22 protein-coding genes, 1 tRNA gene and 1 pseudogene are annotated in these 23378 nt (G+C 45.5%); 7 read left to right on the forward strand and 17 right to left on the reverse strand.

Translation table 11 applies throughout. The features are described 5' to 3' along the window. Positions 1-41: 41 nt before the first annotated feature. The 4 genes from ACTRDR_RS02910 to pgmB form a co-directional block, all read right to left on the reverse strand. The gene (locus tag ACTRDR_RS02910; protein WP_440526092.1) at positions 42-1853 is read right to left on the reverse strand and encodes a bifunctional homocysteine S-methyltransferase/methylenetetrahydrofolate reductase; all 1812 of its coding nucleotides are present in this window, start codon (positions 1851-1853) and stop codon (positions 42-44) included. Between the two features lie 157 nt (positions 1854-2010). Beyond that, entirely contained in the window at positions 2011-3156 is a 1146-nt protein-coding gene (fucO, locus tag ACTRDR_RS02915; protein ID WP_440526093.1) for a lactaldehyde reductase, read from the reverse strand. Between the two features lie 171 nt (positions 3157-3327). Beyond that, a complete protein-coding gene (locus ACTRDR_RS02920) occupies positions 3328-3900 on the reverse strand; it encodes a TetR/AcrR family transcriptional regulator C-terminal domain-containing protein (protein ID WP_022153223.1) in 573 nt (190 codons plus the stop codon). A 91-nt stretch (positions 3901-3991) separates the two neighbouring features. Next, a complete protein-coding gene (gene pgmB / locus ACTRDR_RS02925; protein WP_440526094.1) occupies positions 3992-4639 on the reverse strand; it encodes a beta-phosphoglucomutase in 648 nt (215 codons plus the stop codon). An 84-nt stretch (positions 4640-4723) separates the two neighbouring features. Between pgmB and ACTRDR_RS02930 the strand changes: the two genes are divergently transcribed. Further along, on the forward strand, positions 4724-4942 hold the full coding sequence (locus tag ACTRDR_RS02930; RefSeq protein WP_440526095.1) for a LacI family DNA-binding transcriptional regulator: 219 nt from the start codon (positions 4724-4726) through the stop codon (positions 4940-4942). Between the two features lie 15 nt (positions 4943-4957). Here ACTRDR_RS02930 and ACTRDR_RS02935 read toward each other — a convergent pair whose 3' ends face one another. After that, a complete protein-coding gene (locus ACTRDR_RS02935) occupies positions 4958-5347 on the reverse strand; it encodes a C-GCAxxG-C-C family protein (RefSeq protein WP_440526096.1) in 390 nt (129 codons plus the stop codon). 232 nt (positions 5348-5579) lie between these two features. On the opposite strand from ACTRDR_RS02935, the gene ACTRDR_RS02940 reads away from it, so the two are divergent. Next, positions 5580-5663, forward strand: a tRNA-Leu gene (locus ACTRDR_RS02940). Positions 5664-5882: 219 nt separating this feature from the next. Here the strand turns inward: ACTRDR_RS02940 and ACTRDR_RS02945 are convergent. Beyond that, positions 5883-6557, reverse strand: a complete 675-nt coding sequence (locus ACTRDR_RS02945) for a hypothetical protein (protein ID WP_440526097.1) — start codon at positions 6555-6557, stop codon at positions 5883-5885. A 590-nt stretch (positions 6558-7147) separates the two neighbouring features. On the opposite strand from ACTRDR_RS02945, the gene ACTRDR_RS02950 reads away from it, so the two are divergent. From ACTRDR_RS02950 to ACTRDR_RS02965, 4 genes are read left to right on the forward strand one after another with little or no spacing between them, the layout of a single operon-like run. After that, positions 7148-7672: an RNA polymerase sigma factor gene (locus ACTRDR_RS02950; protein WP_058351262.1), complete on the forward strand. Its 525-nt coding sequence runs from the start codon at positions 7148-7150 to the stop codon at positions 7670-7672. 4 nt (positions 7673-7676) lie between these two features. Continuing rightward, entirely contained in the window at positions 7677-8441 is a 765-nt protein-coding gene (locus tag ACTRDR_RS02955) for a hypothetical protein (protein WP_440526098.1), read from the forward strand. Beyond that, complete coding sequence (locus ACTRDR_RS02960) at positions 8422-9300, forward strand: ABC transporter ATP-binding protein (RefSeq protein WP_058351264.1); 879 nt, start codon at positions 8422-8424, stop codon at positions 9298-9300. Before ACTRDR_RS02955 ends, ACTRDR_RS02960 begins: the two co-directional genes overlap by 20 nt. Next, complete coding sequence (locus ACTRDR_RS02965) at positions 9297-10520, forward strand: ABC transporter permease (RefSeq protein ID WP_118550569.1); 1224 nt, start codon at positions 9297-9299, stop codon at positions 10518-10520. Before ACTRDR_RS02960 ends, ACTRDR_RS02965 begins: the two co-directional genes overlap by 4 nt. Before the next feature lie 144 nt (positions 10521-10664). Here ACTRDR_RS02965 and ACTRDR_RS02970 read toward each other — a convergent pair. From ACTRDR_RS02970 to ftsH, 7 genes and pseudogenes are all read right to left on the reverse strand, one after another. Next, positions 10665-10820: pseudogene (locus ACTRDR_RS02970) on the reverse strand (DUF4368 domain-containing protein); the annotation flags it as partial. Next, a complete protein-coding gene (locus tag ACTRDR_RS02975) occupies positions 10763-11074 on the reverse strand; it encodes a TnpV protein (RefSeq protein ID WP_118550567.1) in 312 nt (103 codons plus the stop codon). The gene ACTRDR_RS02975 and the pseudogene ACTRDR_RS02970, both read right to left, overlap by 58 nt. Before the next feature lie 89 nt (positions 11075-11163). Further along, a complete protein-coding gene (locus tag ACTRDR_RS02980; RefSeq protein WP_118550566.1) occupies positions 11164-11667 on the reverse strand; it encodes a hypothetical protein in 504 nt (167 codons plus the stop codon). Between the two features lie 631 nt (positions 11668-12298). After that, positions 12299-12517, reverse strand: coding sequence for an aspartate dehydrogenase (locus tag ACTRDR_RS02985; protein WP_118550565.1), 219 nt, complete (start codon positions 12515-12517; stop codon positions 12299-12301). Positions 12518-12585: 68 nt separating this feature from the next. After that, positions 12586-13056: a YaiI/YqxD family protein gene (locus ACTRDR_RS02990; protein ID WP_440526099.1), complete on the reverse strand. Its 471-nt coding sequence runs from the start codon at positions 13054-13056 to the stop codon at positions 12586-12588. A gap of 107 nt (positions 13057-13163) precedes the next feature. After that, positions 13164-15437, reverse strand: a complete 2274-nt coding sequence (locus tag ACTRDR_RS02995) for an extracellular solute-binding protein (protein WP_440526100.1) — start codon at positions 15435-15437, stop codon at positions 13164-13166. Between the two features lie 193 nt (positions 15438-15630). After that, a complete protein-coding gene (gene ftsH, locus ACTRDR_RS03000; protein WP_440526101.1) occupies positions 15631-17454 on the reverse strand; it encodes an ATP-dependent zinc metalloprotease FtsH in 1824 nt (607 codons plus the stop codon). 237 nt (positions 17455-17691) lie between these two features. Here ftsH and ACTRDR_RS03005 point away from each other — a divergent pair, with 237 nt between their 5' ends. After that, the gene (locus ACTRDR_RS03005; protein WP_440526102.1) at positions 17692-18729 is read left to right on the forward strand and encodes a lysylphosphatidylglycerol synthase transmembrane domain-containing protein; all 1038 of its coding nucleotides are present in this window, start codon (positions 17692-17694) and stop codon (positions 18727-18729) included. Between the two features lie 99 nt (positions 18730-18828). Here ACTRDR_RS03005 and ftsZ read toward each other — a convergent pair whose 3' ends face one another. From ftsZ to ACTRDR_RS03025, 4 genes are all read right to left on the reverse strand, one after another. Next, positions 18829-20019 carry a cell division protein FtsZ gene (gene ftsZ, locus ACTRDR_RS03010; protein WP_440526103.1) on the reverse strand — a complete coding sequence of 397 codons (1191 nt, stop codon included), beginning with the start codon at positions 20017-20019 and terminating at the stop codon, positions 18829-18831. A 101-nt stretch (positions 20020-20120) separates the two neighbouring features. After that, entirely contained in the window at positions 20121-20855 is a 735-nt protein-coding gene (locus ACTRDR_RS03015; RefSeq protein ID WP_440526104.1) for a cell division protein FtsQ/DivIB, read from the reverse strand. After that, positions 20848-22125 (reverse strand): UDP-N-acetylglucosamine 1-carboxyvinyltransferase, encoded by a 1278-nt coding sequence (gene murA, locus ACTRDR_RS03020; protein WP_440526105.1) that lies wholly within the window; start codon positions 22123-22125, stop codon positions 20848-20850. The genes ACTRDR_RS03015 and murA overlap by 8 nt, the downstream gene beginning before the upstream one ends. 82 nt (positions 22126-22207) lie before the next feature. Next, positions 22208-23374 carry an FtsW/RodA/SpoVE family cell cycle protein gene (locus ACTRDR_RS03025; protein ID WP_440526106.1) on the reverse strand — a complete coding sequence of 389 codons (1167 nt, stop codon included), beginning with the start codon at positions 23372-23374 and terminating at the stop codon, positions 22208-22210. Positions 23375-23378 lie beyond the last annotated feature (4 nt).

The raw sequence follows: 23378 nt of genomic DNA on the forward strand, positions 1-23378 counted from the left end.
TTATTAACGCTTTTTTTGATCGGTTTTTGAAAAACATCCCATTAATCCAGTATTTTTTCCAGCATAGTCACCCGATTGAAGGGGAAAGAGAAATAATAGCCGTCCGCGAAGTCCTCCGTCATGGCAATCACTTCCTTCGCCAACTGTACGCCGGCCTGTTCTCCCTCTTCTCTGGTCATATCCGCACGGTATCTCGCCAGCACTTCGTCCGTCACATCAATGCCCGCCATCTCATTTTTCATAAATGTGGCATTCTTAAGGCTCACAAACGGCATGATGCCACAGAGTATCCTGGCTCCGGTCTCCTCCTTGATCCGGCGCACTCTGTCCGCGCTCTCCTTCGTGGATATTGGCTGGGTCAGGAAAAATGTGGCTCCTGCCGCCATTTTCTTCTTCACTCTGCCGATCTCCACCTCGAGATTCCGTCTGCCCTGATTGATGGCACCGCCGTAGCTTACCGGTGCCTGTGCAAATTGCTCTTCGTTCATATCCGCAAGGATCTGCATGAGACCTACGGAGTCAAAATTGAACACACTCTTTACCGTGGTACGCACCAGGGAGGGGATCGGATCGCCGGTGATCACAAGGAAATTGTGGATACTATTGATATAAGCTCCTAATAGCTGGGAGCGCATAGCGATAGCATTTTTATCACGACAACAGATATGAGGCATGACACACATACCGGTCTCCCGCGCTACCTTTTCCGCCATGAGAATAGAATCCGCCCTGGTACGTCCTGAGGGGGAATCCGGAAAAGTCAGTACATCCACACCGCTTCTCTGCAGCAGATGTGCGGCATCCATCAGTTTTTCATCGTCAATCCCCATAGGAGGTGCCAGTTCGACGGCGATCAGTTTCTTCCTGCCTTCTGCTTCCTTTTTATGGTAAAAAGAATGATCCTCTGTGCCAACTTGTTTTTTCTCCGGTTCTGCCTTTTCCTGTGCCTGCGGATACTGGGTAAAGTCCAGCTTTCCGGCAAGATCTGCGATATATTCCGGTGTCGTACCGCAGCACCCTCCTGCCATATCCACACCAAGAGCTATCATCTGCTGCATTCTGTCCACAAAATATTCTCTGTTATCCCCGGTGAAGATCATGCGTCCGGTGACCATCTGCGGGTAACCGGCATTCGGAAGGGCTGTGAGGAATTTATCTGCGGGCTTATAAAGTGTCTGCAGGATCCGGTACATATGTGAAGGTCCCACACCGCAGTTAAAGCCCACGGCATCGATCTCTTTGATCGCTCCCGCTCTCTGCAACAGCTTTCTGGCACTTAAGCCTGCATTGCTGTAACCGAACTGGTTCACAGAGAATTGTACCGTAATAAATGCCTGTTCACCGATCATTTTGATTGCAGGCAGGATCTCTTCCATCTCGGAAAATGTTTCAAAGACAAAAAAGTCCACACCCTCTTCCAGAAAAATACGACAGATCTCTTCGTATTCGCGGCATAAAGTATCCTTCTGTGCCAGCGCATCACAAGGGATCTGTCCGATATCTCCGGCGATATAGACTTCTTTCGTCTCACCGGTGCGTTCTCTCCACGCAGCCACCACCTCTCTCGCCAGGCGTACGCCGCTTCGCAGAGTCTCCTCGATCTGTTCTTTGGACATATCCATGCAGAAGCTGTTGGCTGCAAAGGTGTTGGTACGCAGAATCTGCGCTCCCGCTTCGAGGTACTCCGTATGAATCTCCTTCACCCGTTCCGGGGCTTCCAGATTCGCCAGCTCCGGCAGTTGTTTCGTGTCATATTTTCCTCCATAATAGGTCCCGAAGGCTCCGTCAAAGAGGAGCTTTTTGCGTTGGATCCTTTCACGGATCTGCTCTTTGGTATGTTTTGTATTGCCCATTATTGTTTCCTTTGTCCTGTTGCTTTCATCCATTTTTCTTTTAAAAACGAGCAGGTCTGCTCTCGCAAGCCTGCTCGTTATCCAGCATGCTGTAACTATTCTGAATAGTTACAGCATACCATATTATTTTTCAGAAAAACAGTAGCAAATTTAATGATTACATTAACTTGCGGAATAATGCGGTCAGATCCTCTACACTTGCATCCTTGGGGTTACCGGGTGCGCAGGCATCTGCATGTGCGGACTCTGCCAGGAAAGGAAGATCCTCTTCCTTCAGTGCTTCCAGCTTGGAAGGAATACCTACATCCTCGGACAGCTTGCGAACTGCGTCAACAGCAGCCTTACGGTAGGTAGCCTGGTCCATCTGATCTACACCTTCCACACCCATAGCACGGGCGATCTCACGATACTTTTCACCGGTGCAGTCAGCATTGTATTCCATAACGATAGGAAGCATCATTGCGCAGGCAACACCATGAGGGGTATCATAGACAGCACCCAGGGTATGCGCCATGGAATGAGCGATACCAAGACCTACGTTGGAGAAGCCCATACCGGCAATGTACTGACCCAGAGCCATGCCTTCACGACCTTCCTTAGTATTAGCTACCGCGCCGCGCAGGGACTTGGAAATGATCTCGATGGCTTTCAGATGGAACATATCGGTCATCTCCCAGGCTGCCTTGGTGGTGTAACCTTCGATTGCATGGGTCAGTGCATCCATACCGGTGGAAGCGGTCAGACCCTTAGGCATAGAAGACATCATCTCGGGATCTACCACAGCAATGATAGGCATATCATGAGGGTCTACGCATACGAACTTACGCTTGCGCTCTACATCGGTTATAACATAGTTGATGGTAACCTCTGCTGCGGTACCTGCTGTGGTGGGCACTGCGATGATGGGTACACAGGGCTTCTTGGTAGGTGCTACGCCTTCCAGGCTGCGTACATCTTCGAATTCAGGGTTGGCAATGATGATGCCGATGGCTTTGGAGGTATCCATGGAGGAACCGCCGCCGATGGCGATGATATAATCTGCGCCGGATGCCTTGAAAGCAGCCACACCGTTTTTCACATTGTCAATGGTGGGGTTCGCCTTAATATCGGAATAAATTTCATAAGCAAGACCTTCCTTGTCCAGCAGATCGGTTACCTTTCCGGTCACACCGAACTTGATCAGATCCGGATCGGAACATACGAATGCTTTCCGGAAAGCATGAGCCTTTGCTTCAGTTACGATTTCTGCGATTGCTCCTGCACCGTGATAAGATGTCTGGTTGAGCATAATTCTGTTTGCCATGATACATAATCTCCTTTCGACATAAAAACGATCTTATTGATAATTTTATTCTAACTGTAAACATCGCATAAAGAAAGTGACAATTTGCCCCAACTGTCACTTTTTACAGAAATTTCATATTTTGTCCGTTACTTTTGTTTATTTTTTACAAATGTTTTTGGTCATTTTTTCTTAACGTAATACGCCTAACTGTTGGAATAATTCTGTCACCGGTGCCGGAAATGCACTTACTAACAGCGCCGCCATCTGCTCAGGGGTTCTCTCCTTCGGAGCAAAGATCCATTCCACGGTCATATCAATAGAACCTCTGCAATAGAGCCGCAGAGGGAATAAAATATTCTCTTCGGGCTGTCTGCCGGTCTTACGCCTGATCAGTTGTGTATAGAACTCCAGAATCAGTTCGTAGTCATGTTCCCTCAGGGAATTGTGGTCGTCCGAGCGGAATGCTCCCGCGAAAAAGACCCTCTCCTTCTGAATAAATTCAAACTTTCTGGTCAAACCTTCGTATACGGTAAGCCCATCCCCCATCTGTGCAAAAGATTCCAGTAAGAGCTTATCAAAATACCAGTTGATCAGGTCATATTTGTCCTGGAAGTTCCGATAAAATGTCTGTCTCGTCACGCCGCAGGTCTGCACGATCTGCGTCACAGTCATGGCATCGGTGCCGGAAGCCGCCATACACTTTTTCGCCGCTTCCGCCAGGCGGTATTTTGTTTTATCCGCTGAAGTTTCTTTTGTATTCATTTCGTCTCTTATTCCTTTTGGGGCTTTCTGTAATTGAACTTATTATAGCACAAAAGCTCCCCTGAAAAAAGGGAGCTTTCACAAATCATTTTCATTTTAGAATCTCGTCCCAGTTCTGCACCTCGCACAGCATAGGTGCTTCATAGTCTGCATGAAGTAACCGGTAAAAAGGTCCTACCCCCAGAGACTTCATGCCGCCAGCTGCAGCTGCCTCAATTCCCGCTGCTGAGTCTTCCACCACCAGGCATTGTCCGGGAGAAAGTTCCAGTTTACGTGCTGCGACAAGAAACACCTCCGGATCCGGTTTGGACTTTGTCGTATCCAGTCCGCAGCCGATCTTATCCAAATATGGCAATAACCCGGTCTTCTCCAATATGACCGGTGCATTTTTACTGGCAGATCCCACTGCCAGCAGAAAGCCTCTTTCTTTTAATCCTGCCAGTACCTCTTTCACGTTCTTAAGTACCGCCGATTCATCCATATGCTCCAGTAGTTCCAGATAATAATTATTCTTCCGCTCCGCCAGTTCTGCTTTTTCTTCCTCTGTATACACACGATCCGCTTTTTCCAGCACGATCTCCAGCGATGCCATCCGGCTGACTCCCCTCTGTCTTCTATTGTCCTCTCTCGTAAATCCTGTGATCTGCAATTCGTCCGCCAGACGTTTCCATGCCAGATAGTGCATCTCATCGGTGGATACCAGCACACCATCCAGATCAAATATAATTCCTTTTATCATAGTTCTTGCCCCCCGTTTCTTTTTCGTGTTACACTGAATTCAGTTAATGGTTTAAGGTTAAACCTACCGTGCAAAGGAGATATTATGGTTACTATTCGAGATATTGCACAAGCCACCGGTGTCAGTGCAACAACGGTATCTAATGTAATCCACGGCAGGAACAAACGTGTCTCTGCCGAAACGATTCAAAGCATCAACGATGCCATCAAAGAACTGGTTGCCTTTCTCCAGAACTGGAATATGGACGGTCTGTTCTTCACCGGAATTTTCAAAGATAAATTCTTCGATTCCGTTGCCGGATAGCCGCGATAGGGCTGATTACATATCCGCTAATTCCGCTTCCAGAAAAGCCGCAGCATCCCTGACGCAATCCAAGCATTCTCTCTTCACGACGCCGTCGGTAATACCCTTTAATTCCTTACAGATCACTGTCCCGTTCTGTCCCTTGAAGCGGTTGATGATCTTCCGTGATCCTTGCATTGTCCGCTGGGGATTCTTGTTGATCAGTCCCAGGATATTGATCGCTCCGATGACGGCTCCACAGGTGGCTTCCATACTGCCACCGATACCTGCCGCGAAGCCCTGGGTAAGATTCCTCACTGTCTCCTCGTCAATTCCCGCCAGATCACAGTACGTGCACGCCACTGCCTGCGCACAGTTGTAACCACACATTTTTCTCTCTGCTGCCTGTTCCACTCTTGATTCCATAATTGTTGTTCCTTTTCGTTTGTATTTTCCGATAGCCGTCTATGACATATTTCTTATTGATTATTATAGCAGAAATTAAAAAATGGTAAAAGGAAAATAATACTCATTATTCCAAACTGTTTTAAGTGTATAAAAAATTCCTACAAATTTTAAAATCATGTTGACATTGCCGTGGGAAGATGTTATTATCATTCTTGCGTGATGCGAGATGATTATTATTTTGTATCGCTATGCGGAAGTGTCGGAATTGGCAGACGAGCAAGACTAAGGATCTTGTGGTAGCAATACCGTGTGGGTTCAAGTCCCATCTTCCGCATTCGTTAATAAAGCGGGAAGCCTGATAATTCAAGGCTTCCTGTTTTTTTGTTTGTAGCCAGTTTTGGGTTACAGTTGGGTTACAACTTTTTACTGCTTAAAAATCGAGTACTTTTGCAAATTCTTCGGCATATTCTGTGATATCTTTTGTCGAATGTTCATTCTCCGGTTATTGCTTAATTAAAAATTTATTTAATCTTTTAACAAATAATTCTTAAGCTTAATCTTCTGTCCAGTATTTCATTGAAATAGGCTCTATTATTAATCCTATTACATCACTATATTGATCTGTGATAAAACTAAAACTATAAAAATAATCTTTTGTTGAATCTACTGTAAAGAAATACATGTATCTGTCTACATCTTCTAATCCATCGTGTGAAAAATCTCCTTTACCGTATTTGTCATATTTATCTGCTGGACCATATAACTCAAATACTTTGTCTATACTATCTCCAATTTTGATACCTCTTACTGTACTATCTATGGATACATCTATATCATCTTCGTCTTCTGTGTCTTCAGTATCTCCCTCATAAGCCATAGGTGCTGAGTATGTATTTCCTGCTTCAACATATTCATTGTAAGTGTCATACCCAAGGAAACTAAATGTAAGGTCTTTTTCTGATAGTGGTTCACCTTTTTCTATGTCTATTGCTTCTATCATTTCTTCTGTACTTTCTGTTGTTTCCTCTACTGTCTCTGTTGGTTCCACTTTTTCTGTGCTCTCATTTTCTGTTTCTGTCTCTTTAATTTCTTCTGTTGACTCTGCTTGTGTGGATTCAACAGTAGCAGGGACGGATTCTGTGGTGGCTGGGGTTCCCTGCTTGCCACAAGCTACGATTGATAATCCCATTATTAAGCTCAAGATTGTTACCAGTATTTTTCTTTTCATAATCTTTATTCCTCGCTTTGTAAAGTAAATTCTTACCCATTATAGCATATATTTTTGCATTTGGGTTACAAACTGGGTTACAAGCAAAACGATGTGTCGAAAGCCTCCTTTTTTCGGTACTTTCGGAGATGCCCAGACCTTCAAGTCCCATCTTCCGCATTTTTTATTTTACAAAGCAATCCTTTAAAAATGTAAGTTTTCAATCAAGCTCAATCTTCTGACCAATACTGCATTGGAATAGGTTCTATTACAACTGCAATTATATTATTATTTTGATCTACCCTAAATCTAAATGCATAAAAATACGTTTTTGTTGAATCGAGTTTTAAGAAGTAGCTGTATGCTCCGGAGTCCTTCAAGTCATCATGCGAAAATACATTTTTGCCACAATGTCAAGTGATGAATTGGTGTCAAATTATCTATCTTGAAGCTATAAGGGCAATTCAATATAATAAATAGGGATAAGCAATCTATCTGGAAAAAAATTTTATAAAAAATGAAGCCACACTATCTTTTTACAGTGTTCATTCGTTATACATGGTAGAAAGAGAAATGCGCATTGACTTTCAATAACGGGAAAGGAGGATTTCGTGGATATAGATTTTTTGTTGCTACAAAGAATGAAGCGTGGAGACGAAAATGCTTTTGATGTATTTGTTCGCAAATACTATAAGGAAATATTGAACTATTGTAACTATCATTGCCCTGATACATCAACCGCAGAAGATTTAACACAGGAAACTTTTTTGCGCTTCTTCGAGAAATTATCTGACTACCGTTATATGGGAAAAACCAAAAATTATTTGTATACGATTGCTGGAAATCTTTGCAGGGATTCCTATAAAAAAATCCGAGAAAGTTTGTTAGAGGAACAGTCTTTAGAAATTCAAGATTGTTTACATCCCCCTGAAACAGACGAGCTTCTTAACAGGCTGACGATTAAGGCAGCTCTGGATAGATTACCCGCTGAATTAAGGGAAGTTATTATCTTGTATTACTTTCAGGAACTGAAACTTACAGAAATATCCAGCACCTTACAAATAGGTTTGCCATTAGTAAAATACCGGGTAAAACAGGCAAAAACACATTTAGAAAGACTGCTAAGGGAGGAGTGATTTTGTGAATATTGAAGAACAACTCAAAAGGTATCGGGAAAATCAGAATATTATTCCTGATGAACAGCACATAAAAGAAACCGTAAGAAAATCAATAGAAAGTTATTGCTCCGTTGAGCAGGAAAGGCAACTAACGTATTGGGAATTTTTATGGACAGAGTTACATCTTATACGCAAGCGGTGGTGGCTGCTGCAAATGCTTTTGTTATGGACTGCTGCAACCCTTTTGCCAGATCTTTTAGACAATAGGTATGTGATAAGAATGTTAGGTATGATAGGGGTACTCTTTATTGTTCTGATGATACCGGAATTTTGGAAAAACAAATCTTGTGACTGTATGCAGATAGAAGCGACCTGCCTTTATTCATTGCGACAGATATATGCAGCCAGAATCTTTCTATTTGGAATTGTCGATTTATTTATGATAAGCCTGTTTTGTATCACACTTAGAGGAAGTGTCAATCTCGCGCTATCAGAAATTGTCATCCAGTTTTTGTTTCCAGCCGTGGTGACTGCTTGCATTTGCTTTGGTACGTTGTGCAGCAATAGTCGTGTAAATGAGGGAACTTCTATTATTCTCTGCCTGTTATGGAGCGGAATATGGTGGTTCATTATCAATAACGAAACCATTTACGTTCTCATTACACTTCCGGTTTGGTATGCTTTGTTTGGAACTGCTGTTGTTTTTCTGATTGGTGCAATTTATAAAACCATATTTGATTGTAATAAATTCTGGGAGGTGGATTTAAGTGGAACTACAATTAGTTAATCTGACAAAAGAGTTTGGAAATTTTCGAGCAGTAAACAACCTGAATCTTACGATTTCAAATGGTGTGTATGGTCTTTTAGGTGTCAATGGTGCTGGAAAAACCACTTTAATGAAAATGATATGCTCACTGCTGACCCCTACAAGTGGAAAGATATTATGTGACGGGCAGGATATTGGGGGAATGGGCGGCGAGTACCGGAATCTTTTAGGATATTTGCCGCAGGAATTTGGATTTTATCCGGAATTTACGGTAAAGGATTATCTTTTATACATTGCAGCCTTAAAAGGGATTCGCCCGATTGTGGCAAAGAAAAAAGTAAACAAACTACTTGCACAGGTAGGACTTTCCAAAGCTGCTAATAAAAAAATGCGGAAATTATCCGGAGGCATGAAACGTCGGGCTGGCATTGCACAAGCGATACTGAATGACCCTAAAATTTTGATTTTGGATGAACCAACTGCCGGACTTGACCCCGCAGAAAGAATACGTTTTCGCAATCTAATCAGTGAACTGTCAGAAAACCGTATTGTTATATTATCTACTCACATTGTTTCGGATGTGGAGTATATTGCAAAGGATATTTGGCTTATGAAAGACGGTAAGATTTTGCAGCAAGGGAATTTAGATGAAATCGTATCTTCCATGCCGCAAAAAGTATGGGCTTGTCAGACTTCCCATGAAAAAGCAGCAAAGTTGATGAAACAATATAAAGTATCTAATATGAAATCAGAAAATGGTACTGTTGAATTACGAATTATTTCTGCCAGGCAGCCGCTTGAACATGCAAGACTTGTGCGCCCTAATTTAGAAGACGTCTTTTTGTATTATTTTGGAGAAAAGGGTGGTGACATGGAATGATTCGATTTGAAATAAAAAAGATATTTTCAAAAACTGCAAATAAAATCGGTCTGATCGTATTGCTGGCAGCCATCGCTGTTACTTGCTATTTTGCAATATCTTCCATGGGCTATGTGGATGAGGAGGGGGATACACACACAGGAATTGCGGCAGCAAGGTACTTGCGTGATACAAAAGCGGAATGGGAAGGCCTGATCACAGAAGATGTGCTTCGAGAGGTCATTCGGCAAAATCGGCTAATCAACGAAACCTATCCTGACAGCCCGACAGATATTAAAACCAGCAACATTGGCTATTCCAAAAAACAGGGATTTTCTGATATTAGGGATTTAATTAACTCTGGATTTTCCGAGTTCCGAGAACATAATTACTATCGGGCAGACAGCTTATCAGAGGATGAGGTTGGAAAGCTTTATGATAACCGCATCTTAAATCTGGAGAAATGGCTTAATTCTGATGAAGCAAAAGACCAATTCAGTGAAAAGGAAAAAGCATTTCTGGTTAGTCAATATCAAAAACTGGAGACTCCTTTTTATTATGAATATGCAGGCGGTTTTACTGCTGCTTTGGGCTATGCACCCACAATCATTATGCTGACCGTTTTGATTATGAGTTTCTTTGTAGCAGGTATCTTTTCAAACGAATTTGGGTGGAAAGCGGATTCTGTTTTCTTTTCCGCAAGGTATGGCAGAAATAGGGGGACTTTTTCTAAAATAGCGGCTGGGTTGATTGTTATTACCGGAGTTTACTGGTTGGTAATTCTGATATATTCCGCAGTAGTATTTAGTGTTGCAGGTATTGGCGGTGCAAATTGTGTTATTCAGACAAGCTGGGCTTTCTGGAAAAGTTTTTACAATATTACCTATTTGCAGGCATACCTCTTAACCGTAATTGGTGGATATGTGGGAGCATTATTCATTTTAGCTGTTTCCATGCTGGTATCTGCCAAGACACATACAACTGTTTTAGCTGTTACAATTCCATTTGTACTGTTATTCATTCAATCCTTTTTGGGTGGATTTTCAGTATTATCAGATGTATTAGGACTTTTGCCAGACCAGCTCTTGCAGATAAATATGGCAATTAAAACCTTTACTCTTTATGAAATTGGTGGGAAAGTGATAGGATCAGTTCCGATTATTTTAACAATTTATTCCGTTCTATTCCTTATTATTTTACCTGTTCTGTATCAGGTATATCGAAAAACAGAAATAAAGTAAAAAGCGAGTGAAAAGCTAACTTGAAACTCTAAGCAATTTATGAGGTATTGATAAGGAAAAGAAAATCAAACAAATATAATAAGCCCGTCTGAAAGATAATCTTATACCTTTCAGACGGGCTGCTTTGTTATGGTTTTGCGGTGCTTATTCCGGTATCTCACCCACAAAGTTGTAGATGATTTTCACTTCCTGCTGTTTCTGTCCATCCACTTTCTTCATTTCGCCGACTACAATCCGGCTGATCAGACGGTGCAGCATGGCTTCGTCCAGTTCCTGAATGGCAGCATACTGGCGGCTTTCATCTGCTCGGTGATTACCTCCAGCCGGTTCTGTGCCTGTTCGTTTAAGTCTGCAAGGTACGTCCAGAACCTGCCGGACAAAAGCAGGTCATTGTACAAGACCGGACGCCATTCTTTCAGATAATCCCGGTGCATCCGTCCCCAGCGTCCGATAGGACGGGATTCCTCCGGCAGCCGCAGGTCAGGGATATAGTAGTCACCGACCAGTATATAGTCAATGCCGTTCTCGGTGATTCGTTTCGGTAAATGTTCCATAATCGACCTCCTGTATTCATTTTTCAGAATCCAGTTGATCGTGTCCCTGTTCGTGATAGATTCAAGGCAACTGAACTCTTCACGAAGTATTATGGCATATCTTTAATATCTGTAGAATGATATTCTGTATTTCCGTATAATTCAAATACTTTGTCTATGCTATCTCCAAGCTTAATACCTCTTACTGTACTTTCTACGACATTATCATGATCTGTAAACTCTCCTGATACGATCATGTTTGCATTGTCCGCAAGTATATATGCAACTCCGTCATTTCCTGCTTCTACATATTCATTGTAAGTATCATATCCGAGGAAACTAAATGCAAGATCCTGTTCTGAAAGCGGCTCTGCTTCTTCTATGTTGGTTACTTCTGTCTCTGTTGCTTCAGCTTCCGTCTCTATTTCACTTGTGTTATCCTCTACTACCTCAGTGCTTTCTATTGTCTCCGTGGTCGTTTCTGCAGTTTCTACTTGTGCGGATTCAACGGCAGTGGGGATGGATTCTGTTGTAGCTGTAGTTTCCTGTTTTCCGCAGGAAACAAAAGATAAAATACATATTGCCATCAGTGCTAAAATAATTTTTCTTTTCATAGTCTATTCCTCGCTTTACAAAATCAATTTATACCTATTACGTCATGTATTTTTGTGTTTCGGTTGCAAACAAAACGATGTCACAGCATTAAATACTGCCTTGGAAAATACACAAATCCGGCATTAGGATTGAAATGTCTTTAGATAGTCATTGAACATATGTTCTATTTATGTTATAATATGCTTGTATAGTCGAACAGAAAGCGGATGCGATTTTCCGATTGTTGAATACCCTCTGGTTCACAAAGGAGGGATGCCCATGGATACGATGGAAGTACTTACTCTATTGTTAGTTGTCTTTGCAGCTTTATCTTACATTGACAGACATGGTGATAATAATAACAAAAAGAAATAGCATCCTCTACCCTCGCAAAGTTTAGGATGCTATTCTCAATCTAACAACTGAGGGCAAATCGGAATTTTCACTTCCGACCACCTTTCTAAATAGATTATACAACAAGAGGGACTGAGAAATCAATCCCTCTTGTCTTTATTCTTCAATTGCATCAGACATTCCTCTTCTCTCTAATTCACCGGCAACAAAATATTCTCCATAATTTCCAATATTAACATTTGTATCGTTTCCCATAGCAGATCTTCATTCATAGCCATCTATTTGAATCGAGGCTCCTCAGTATTCCTTCGTAATCTCTCCCTCAATCCCATACATCGTCTTAAATGTCTCAAGGTCTTCCGCCTGGCGGATCAGCATGATCTCTTCAAATTTTCCCGTGCGAATATCCTTGAATCCTGCCACCTGTTCACCGTTGCAGATACTGGCTTTGATGACAGGTTTTTGATTGCTTCTGTCGTAAGTCTTCTTTTTGGTTCTCTTTGAAAATAATCCCATTACACGACCCTCTCTTATACTCCCTTGTCCGTCTCTTCAGATCCTTTATACTTATACAAACTGCTTTCCTATGGAATATAAGTCTTTACGGTTTCCTTCAGCACCGCTTTTATCAGCTGCTCGAAGGACTGTGCAAATCTCTCGTCATCCTCTTCTGTTCGCTTCTTCGGACCTTTTAAATGATTTTTATGAGAAGCTCTTCTTGCCTTTTTATTCAGATGTCGTTCCATGAGCATCTGGTCGATGTTCTCATCCGTGTACCATTTACCGGACTGGTGGATGGCGTAGGCACTCTTGCCCAGCGCCATGGCTGCCACACCATAGTCCTGAGTTACCACGATATCACCCCTGCGACAGAGACTGATCAGCTTATAATCCACTGCATCTGCCCCGGCTCCTACGACCACTACCTCGCTGTAACCGGAAGTCAGTATATGATTGGTATCGCACAGAAGTGTCACCGGAATCTGATACTTCCGTGCTGTTTTTTCCACTATGTCCACCACCGGACAGGCATCCGCATCCACATAAATCTCCATAAGTAAATTCTCCACCGCCTTTCTTATACTTAAAATTATAGCGGCTTTATCCTATGTTTACAAGTTACTTTCCTGTGGAAATCGACTATTGGATGCCAGGCGGAGCACTACTCCGCCAGATACATCTTCAGGCTTCCTTCCACAGCATCCATAGCTTCCTCCACACTCGCCTGCCCGTTCAGGTATGCCTGTAAACTCTCTGTCAGGGAGGTCTCGATCTGAGTGTCTTCCTTGAGGCACAGTGTGGCTGCACGGCACAGCTCCATCAGATGGTTCGCTGTCTCCTCAGAGTAGGATTTGATGGCGAACTCTACGGTGCTTCCGTCGATATCATAGGTGGTATAGGCTTCCGCCATGCTGCGGTCTGCTGCAGCCTGCGTCTTCAACGCTTTTGCATTGACAGGGAAGCCCTCATAGGTATCCACACTCTGTAATTCTTCGGACAGAGCAAAACGCAGGAACTCTTTTGCAGTCTCCACATGCTCACTCCGGCTGTTGATTCCAATGACCATCTTCGGATAAAATGCGTTTTCCATGGAGACCACATTGGCATTCAAAAGCTCCGCCACAGCATATGGCATCATTGCCTCATTAAAGCCGTCGGTCTCCTGAAGTACCAGCTTCACATCAGATCCCAGATCCCAGATATTCGCTGCACGACCTTCTTTTCTGGAAGGCAGGATGCCGCAGTTATCTGCAATCTTCTTCAAATCTTCCAGCCAGGGACGTAAGATATCACGATTCACCTGACGGTTCTGTAAAATATCATCCACGATCAACGGACAGAACTCTTCCACCAGTTCGCCGCAGGTACGGTCTCCCAGATAGTTCTCCGTCTTTCCGGATACCGTCTTTGCAATAGCGTCCATGCTGCTCATTTCCTCCGGCTGCACATCCCTGCCGACAGCTAACAATAATCCGAATTGCAGCGGCACCGCATACCGGGCTCCATCCGTCTCCTCATAGGCTGTTGTAATGTTGGAAAGCAGGGTTCCGTCCTCTTCCATTGGCTGCAATATCTCCTGCAGATTAAACAGCAAGCCCTTAGAGGCATACGTGTCCAGTTTCAGATGATCCATCACCATGAGATCCGGTCCGTTGCCGGAGGTCAGGGAAGTGTTCAGATCCTGATAGATCTGCTGATAATCCGCATTTCCGCTGTATTTATCCGTCATGGAGATTGCCGCATCCACATGGATCAGTACCTCCGGATGCTGCTTATGATACTGCACCGCAGCCTGCTGTAAAAAGAAGCTCTCCTCCACGGTATACAGCGTCAGTTCTTCGGTCACCTCTATCACCGCATCGGGATCATATCGATAAATCATTATTTTATCCCCGCTCTCACTTCCAAACCACGCGTATACACTGCCATCCGACAGTGCCACAATATCCCTGCACCATTGATTCGACAGAGAAAAACCGGTATCGACTCCCTGAAGCAGCTTCTGCCAGTTGGTATCGCCCACGTCACAGCGGAAGAATCCGTCTGCATCCGCCGCATAGACTGTACCGTCTTCCAGCACGCTGAAATAAGCAGAACTGTAACTGTCCTGGGAAAAGGGAATCTCTCCCTTAGATTTTGCCCCATTGCTTCCGTCCAGCTGCATCTGCAACAGACCGTTCACGTTCCCCTGTTCATCCGCCTGTGCCAGATACAACGTATCTCCCACAGCACTGACCCACTTATTATCCGACAGACTGCCACTGTCTGTCAGGCTGTCGCTCTCCTGGCTGCTCACCAGGCTTCCGTCCTGTGCCAATACAACATCCAGGGAAAAATAAGACAGTCCCACTAACAATCCGTCCTCTGTCAGTGTCACATACTGCGGCGTATCATAGAACCGATAGCCATCCATATCCATAGTCTCCAACCACTTCTGTGGTGTAATATCCAGCGCACTGCCGTCCGCTTCCTTCCACAGATGTGCGGAAGAGTTCTCCTCGTCCCGGTAACAGTTACCGTACAGGTACTGATTCCCCTCCGCATCCTGCAACAGTGTAAAACTGTCACTGCTCTCCAGACTCTCTCCCTCGGGAAGCGCCTTCAGCCAGTCCTTCGTCACTTCCGTCAGAGTATCTCCTTCTCCCAGCTTCCATTCCTCTAAAGAGACCTGACCTTCTGCGCCTCCTGCCACAAGAAAATGGAGTTCGTCATCCGAACGGAAAATCTGACTGATACTCTTGTCCTTCCATTCCTCCGGCAGCGAAAGTTCCGTCTCCACATAACGTCCCTTCTGCGCTTCTTCCGGAGATGTTTGGATCTGCAGATCATTCTTGTTCCCGCAGCCGGTGAGCAGTCCCATGACGATTGCCATACAGGTCGCCAGTGCGATTCCTTTTTGCATGTTATTGTTATTAAAGTAGTTTCTGTTTCGCATCTTAATATCCAGTCCTTTCCCGTAATCTACAAATTTGCACTTCCACAGCTTTTTCTTACAGGAAAAGTATAGCGGTTTCTTTCTTAAGATAACAGCAGGCACGGGTTAAGATGCCTTTACCATATGATTAAGATTTTCTTAACGCAAAACGGAACCGGCACAAACGCCGATTCCGTCTTCTCTGGGAACCCTTTCAGGAATTCAATATCTTCATAAATTCTTCTCCGGTAATGGTCTCTTTTTCATATAAATACTGGGACAGTTCATCCAGTTTCGCACGATTTTCCAACAGGATCTGTCCTGCCTTCTCATGCTGTTTTTTCACCAGCTCCACCACTTCTCTGTCGATGGCAGTCTGGGTCTCCATGGAACAGGTCAGGGAGGAATCTCCACCCAGATACTGGTTCGTCACGGTCTCCATGGCTACCATATCAAAATCTTTGCTCATACCGTAGCGGGTAATCATGCCTCTGGCAAGCTTGGTAGCCTGTTCGATATCGTTGGAAGCTCCGGTGGTCACAGACCCGAAGGCGATCTCTTCCGCAGCACGTCCGCCGGTCAGTGTAGCGATCTTATTCTCCATCTCTTCCTTGCTCATCAGATAATGATTGCCTTCCTCTTCCACCTGCATGGTATAACCCAGTGCACCAGAGGTACGGGGAACAATGGTGATCTTCTGCACCGGTGCGGAATTGGTCTGCTTTGCTGCCACCAGTGCGTGTCCGATCTCATGGTATGCCACGATCCGCTTTTCCTTATCTGTAAGGATGGCATTCTTTTTCTGATAACCGGCAATGACTACTTCAATACTCTCTTCTAAGTCTGCCTGGGTTGCGAACTTACGTCCATCTCTGACTGCACGAAGAGCTGCCTCATTGACGATATTGGCAAGCTCCGCACCGGAGGCTCCGGAAGCCATACGTGCGATCTTATTGAAGTCTACATTATCTGCGACTTTGATCTTACGGGCATGCACTTTCAGGATTTCTTCTCTTCCTTTCAGGTCGGGAAGTTCTACCGGCACACGTCTGTCAAAACGACCGGGACGTAGCAGTGCGGGATCCAGACTCTCCGGACGGTTGGTGGCTGCCAGGATGATAACGCCGTTGTTGCCTTCAAAACCATCCATCTCCGTTAACAACTGGTTCAGGGTCTGTTCTCTCTCATCGTTACCGCCCACCTGTCCGTCACGCTTTTTACCGATGGCGTCGATCTCATCGATAAATACGATACAGGGAGCCTTTTCCTTCGCCTGTCTGAACAAGTCTCTGACCTTGGAGGCACCCATACCTACGAACATCTCCACGAATTCCGAACCCGACATGGAAAAAAAGGGAACATTGGCTTCTCCGGCTACCGCCTTGGCTAACATTGTCTTACCGGTTCCGGGAGGGCCTACCAAGAGGATACCCTTCGGCATGGAAGCACCGATCTCTTTGTATTTGTCGGGGTCATGCAGGTATTCCACGATCTCTGTCAGATTTTCCTTCGCCTCATCCTCACCTGCCACATCGGTGAACTTGATACCGTTGGAAGACTTCACATAGACCTTCGCATTGCTCTTGCCCATACCGCCCATGCCAAACATCATGGAGTCACCGCCGGCTTTTTTCGTCATCTGACGGTACATCAATTGTCCGAAGCCAATAATGATGATCAAAGGCAGCAGCCAGCTGATTAGAAAACTCAAGAGTGGTGAAGCTTCCTCCACGATCTCACTGGAGAATTTTGCCCCGCTGTCATACAGTCTCTGCGTTCTGTCCGGATCATCCATCAGACCGGTCTTGTAGATGGTCTTGTCATCTTTTGCGGTAAACACGATCTGATTATCCTGGACCTGTACCTCGTCGATCTGTTTATCATAAGTCATCTGCATAAAAGTGTTGTAATCCACTTCCTTCACTGCCCGCTGTACGATCTGCGGTACCAGAAGGCTGTTGATCAGGATAATTACGATCAATGCAATCATATAATAGAATATGAACGGTTTTTTGTTTGGTTGTTTGACTTCCTGCATACATTTTCCCTTTCTCATTCTTGTATTATTGTCCAAATCTGTTGTAATAAATCAATCATAGCCACTTTTTGCCACACAATCAATGGATATTCTCTTACCTTATTCTAAAAAAAGGATAAACTTATGCGGTGAAAAGACTACGTTTTTCAAAATCTGTTTCTTTCCATTTTCAGGCAAAAGAGAGACAATCAAAATAGATTTTTACTTACCAAAAGATTCAAAAAGGAGGAAACATCCGTGTCGGATACTACCAAAAAGAGATTAAAATTCGCAGGAAAGCTTCTGTTTGTCTGTCTGTTATTAGGCATCCTGTATTACAGCTTCCGTGATTCCATGGGGGATATGCTGACGGAGCTTGCCGGTGTCTCCCCACAGGTGGTCTTGTCCCTGTTTCTGACCGTGATCCTCTACCATATCTGTGAAGGGCACATCACCTGGCTGATCGTGCATAAAACACACCCGGAATATCCCCGCTGGAAGGGATTCTGTAATGCTTTCTACTGCTCTTTCTATAAGACAGCCACGCTGGGCAGCGGTTCCGGCATCGCAGGAATCTATTACCTGAACAAAGCCGGCATCCCGGTCCCCAATGCCACCGGCATGTACTTTTTCCAATATATCGTCCACAAGGTCTCTATGGCATTCTTTAGTATGCTATTGTTTTTGGTAACCTACGGATTTATTCATGCTTCATTTGCCGATTATCAAGGTTATATTCTGCTGGGATTTGCAGGCGTCTGTGTGATTGCCGGAGTTCTGTTAGCAGTGGCTACCGTTCCCTGGATGCAGACTGCCTGTAATCTGCTGGCCAATCACCTCCGCGCAAAACATCCCTCCTGGGAGGAAAAACTCACCGGTGCCGGACATAAGCTTGCCCAGCTGCAGGCGGAAAGCCGGTCTCTGTTAAAGGATCCTCTGCTACTCCTTCGCCTATTCCTGTGCAATCTGTTAAAATTCACTACCTGGTATCTCATCCCCTGGATGGTCTTTCGCAGCTCCACCACAGAGTCTCTGCCTTTCACGGCTTTGCAATGTTTTTCGCTGACCGCCTTAAGCCAGTCCCTCGCCGGCATCATTTCCACACCTGCCGGCATCGGCTCCGTGGAAGCTGTCTTCGTCCTGTTGTTCCGTCGGCTTCTGCCCGAAGCCAAAGCCTTGTCCGCCGTGGTGTTATACCGTTTCGACACCATGCTTTTACCCTGTGCCATCGGCGCCTTCTTCGTACTGGGTGAGAGGATCGTTTCCCTGCACAGGAAAAAGAGAACGGCAGACTAATACGCTTTCCTAAAATCTCCACGCAAAACAAGCCACAACACAGTATTCTGTGTCGTGGCTCTTATTATGTTCCGTTATGATAAAAACAAATACTAAGTATTACTTTCTCTGTAAGAAATCAGGAATCTTCAGAGATTTCTCTTCTACGGAGCTTCTAATATCTGCAGGCTTATGAATGCCGGGTACGGGCTGTACGGGTCTCGTAGCCTGTCCTCCCTGTGCTGCGGGGGTAGCAGGCGCGGTGGGCTGCAGTCCCTTCAGAGAAGTCGGAGTCATATGGGAAGCGGGCTGTCTGAATGCAGCGCCTCCGCCTAAGCGGCTCTGTACCGCACTGTTTGCCTTATCTTCCAGACCGGTAGCGATCACGGTGATCGTACAGCTATCGGACTTGGACTCATCGTACATGGCACCAAAGATAATATTCACATCGTCACCTGCCAGCTCCTGTACATAGCTTGCCGCATCGGATGCGTCTGCCAACGTAATGTCTCCGGAGATATTGATAATGACATGAGAAGCACCGGAAATGGTGGTCTCTAACAGAGGGCTCTCTACTGCCATCTTGACAGCTTCCATAGCCTTGTCATCACCCTTGCCTTCACCGATACCGATGTGGGCGATACCCTTGTCCTTCATAACAGTCTGTACATCTGCGAAGTCCAGATTGATGACTGCGGGAACGTTGATCAGATCAGTGATTCCCTGTACTGCCTGCTGAAGTACTTCATCCGCCTTCTTCAGTGCTTCGGGCATGGTGGTACGTCTGTCCACGATCTCCAACAGCTTATCATTGGGTATTACGATCAGGGTATCCACGTGTTCCTTGATACGCTCGATACCGTTTAATGCATTCACCATACGGGCTTTTGCTTCAAAGCGGAAAGGCTTCGTCACTACACCAACGGTTAAGATGCCCATATCCTTTGCAAGCTTTGCCACTACCGGAGCAGCTCCGGTTCCGGTACCGCCACCCATACCGCAGGTAACAAATACCATGTCTGCACCCTTCAGTGCTGCGGAAATCTCTTCCGCACTCTCCTCGGCAGCCTTCTCACCGATCTCAGGCTTGGCTCCCGCGCCAAGACCCTTGGTAAGCTTCTCACCGATCTGCAGCAGCTTCGGAGCCTTGCAGAGCTGTAATGCCTGCTTATCGGTATTCACACCGATAAAATCCACTCCGTCAATTTTCTCATCTACCATTCTATTTACAGCGTTGTTACCCGCGCCACCTACACCGACTACGATGATCTTGGCAGCTACATCCGCGTCATTCGTCTTAATTTCCAGCAAGGTTAGTTCCTCCTTTTAACCTTTTTCAACTTCACATAGACTATCATATAATCATTTTACAAATTTAGCAACCTATTTTTTCAAAATGTTTCACAAATGTTTCACGCATCCGGCTTGAATGTAAATTTCCCCTTTCCTTCCTCATAATTTTCCATCTGCAGGGTTCCGCTTTTTCCTTCCAGTTTCTCCAAAAATCCCGGCAAAAGCTGCAGCTTGTCCTCCAGATGACTGCTGTCAATGCCCATGGCTACCTTGATCTGTCCAAAGTAGATTGTAATCTCTCCGGAAGAGTGAAGGTAGATCTTGTCCGCAGCCAGTGAATACTTATTTAACAGCTTGGTCAGATCCATGATCCTGGCAAATACCTGCGGATCTTCCACCGGCAGCTGCTCCCCCAGCACGATATGATCGAAGGACAGTCCCGTGATCTGGGGAATTCCCTGGGTACGGATCCCGGAGCTTTCCACCACATAGCCGTCCTTGTCAAAATACATATAGGTATCCAGATATTTCACATATCCTGCCAGTGCTTTTTCGTATACAGTGATCTTGATGGTGTCGGGAGCCAGAATGGATACGTTCATCACATCCACAAAGGGAATGTCCTGAATACCTCTGTCTCTGTATTTTAACGAAAGATACAGGGAATTGTCCCCTAACGGTCCCGCCATTACGATCTCTTTGATCTCGTCTTCCGTATAATGTACATTGCCCTCCACATACACGGTACGGACCGTATACACGGAGTGCAATGCAACGGCTCCCCCGCCCAGTGCAAGCAGCAGGATGCCTATGATCACTATTTTTCTGATAATTCTGCTTCGGTCTCTATACACTGATGATCCGTGCTCCTAATTCTCTGAAATCTCTGCAGATATTCTCATATCCGCGTTCTATAAAGTGCTGTCCCGTCACGAAACTCTCACCCTCCGCCGCAAGGCCGGCTAAGACCAGTGCTGCCCCACCGCGGAGTTCACAGGCGTCCAGCTGCTCTCCATGAAGGTGTTCCACTCCGGTGATCACCGCGTGCTGTCCGTCTTTTAAGACGATCTGTGCCCCCATACGTTTTAAGGGTTCTGCAATTCGAAAACGGTTCTCGAAAATATTCTCTTCAATACAACTGATTCCCTCTGCCATGGTCAGTACCGCCATCGCCGCCGACTGCAGATCCGTAGGGAATCCCGGGTACGGTCCGGTCTGCAGATGCCCGATACTCTTTGGTCTTCCCGGTGCCTGTACAAACAGTCCCTCTTCAGAGACGGTACATTGTGCCCCCATTCTCTCCGCAGCCACAGTCACTGCTTCCATCTGTCTCCAGGGTGCCTGATTTAACAACACACTCCCGCCGCAGCCGATACAGCCGAACAGATACGTTCCTGCCACGATCCGGTCCGTCGGAACCGTATACCGAGTTCCGTGAATATCTTCGCCACCATGGATGATAAGTTCCGGACTTCCGATTCCTTCGATCGAAGCCCCGCATGCCGTCAGGAATTCACAAAGCGCGATCACTTCCGGCTCTAAAGCTGCACCGGTGATCACAGTGTCTCCGGTGGCTTTTACCGCTGCCAGCAAAATATTCTCCGTTGCGCCAACACTGGGGAATTTCAGTGTGATCCGGGCACCGTGCAGATTTTTTGCCCGTGCGGACAAAAGTCCGTCCTCTTCGTTGAATTCGACACCCATCTGTTCCAGTGCATGAATATGCAGATCAATGGGTCTGTCACCGATGACACATCCTCCCGGATGTTCCATGGTCACATAACCGCACCTGCCGAGCAATGCTCCCAGCAGACACAGCGATGAGCGCATACCGGTAATGGCTTCTCCGCGCATTCTCCTTGCCTCTGCTCTCTCACAGGGCAGGTCATCTCTGCTTCCCGGCTGTACCCGGATCCCATTCTCCTGCCAGTGTACCATACATCCCAGTTCCCGCAACAGATGTACGAACCGATGCACATCCTCGATCCTCGGGCAGTTCTGAATATAGGATACTTCATTGGTAAGAAGCGTTGCCGCCAGGATCGGAAGTGTCGCATTTTTAGACCCTTGTATGCGTACCTTTCCCTGTAGCGGCATGCCGCCCTGTATGCGGATTCCCTTCATACAGCACCATCCCCATTTTTATGATAATCTTATTTTATGTAGGAAGGCACTGTTTCGTACCATGTCTTCTAAATATGCATTTCTACAACTCTTTTAGCTGGATCCTCCGCGCCACACTTAAGACCAGACCGATCTCCGACAAAAGAAACAGTGCCGAAGAGCCACCGTAACTGATAAACGGCAGGGAGATTCCGGTATTCGGAATGGAGTTAGTCACAACCGCAATGTTCAGGATTGCCTGAATCGCAATGTGTCCCATAACACCTACTACCAGCATGGCGCCGAACAGATCCGGTGCATTGTTGGCAATGACCATCATCCGCCACAGCAGCATAATGAACATCAGAATAATGGCAACCGCTCCGAACAATCCCAGTTCCTCACAGATAATGGAGAAGATCATATCGTTCTGTGCCTCGGGCAGAAAGCTTAACTTCTGCATGCTTTGTCCCAGTCCCTTGCCCCAGATGCCGCCGCTACCGATGGCATACAGTGCCTGTAATGTCTGGAAGCCTTTGTCCTGCGCCTGACTCTCCGGATTCAGCCACGCCTGGATTCTCGCCAGACGGAAACCTTCTATTTTATCACCCATCTGTACTACTAAAAATACCAGCAGCGCAGCAGCGGCTATCACACTTAATCCCATGATGATAAATTTCTTGTAATCCGGGCTTGCCACAAACACCATCAGGATGGCAATACCCATAATAATGATTGCAGAGCTCAAGTTATCCGTAATGAGATATACGCATGCCGCGATCGGCAGAGGTGCTGCCATCATAATGAAAAATCCCTTCATGGTGCGGACGCTTTTTCCCATCTTACATACCAGACTTGCCAGGAACAGGATCATACACAGCTTTGCCACCTCTGCCGGCTGTAAGTTAAAGCCGGTATGCGGAATACCGATCCATCGTCTTGCACCGTGGGAACTGATACCTAACGGTGTCAGCACCAGGAAGATCAGCACCATGGAGACCACATAGCCCAGTGTTGCGAACCTCTCCCAAAACGTATACGGGATATTGGCAATGATGATCATGAATACCAGTCCGATGATATTGGCGATCAACTGTTTTTTCATATAATAGGCTGCATCCCCATAAGTGTCATATGCCTCATAGGAGCTGGCGGAATAGATCATGATCAGACCAAATCCCAATAAAAACAATACAATGAAAAGCAGACTGTAATCAAAAAAGTATTCAGATTGTTGTTTCCTTTTACGTTTTCTGCGAGCTTCTGCCATGCCT

This window comes from Simiaoa sp., from assembly GCF_051972595.1.
GTDB classification, from domain to species: Bacteria; Bacillota; Clostridia; order Lachnospirales; family Lachnospiraceae; genus Acetatifactor; species Acetatifactor hominis.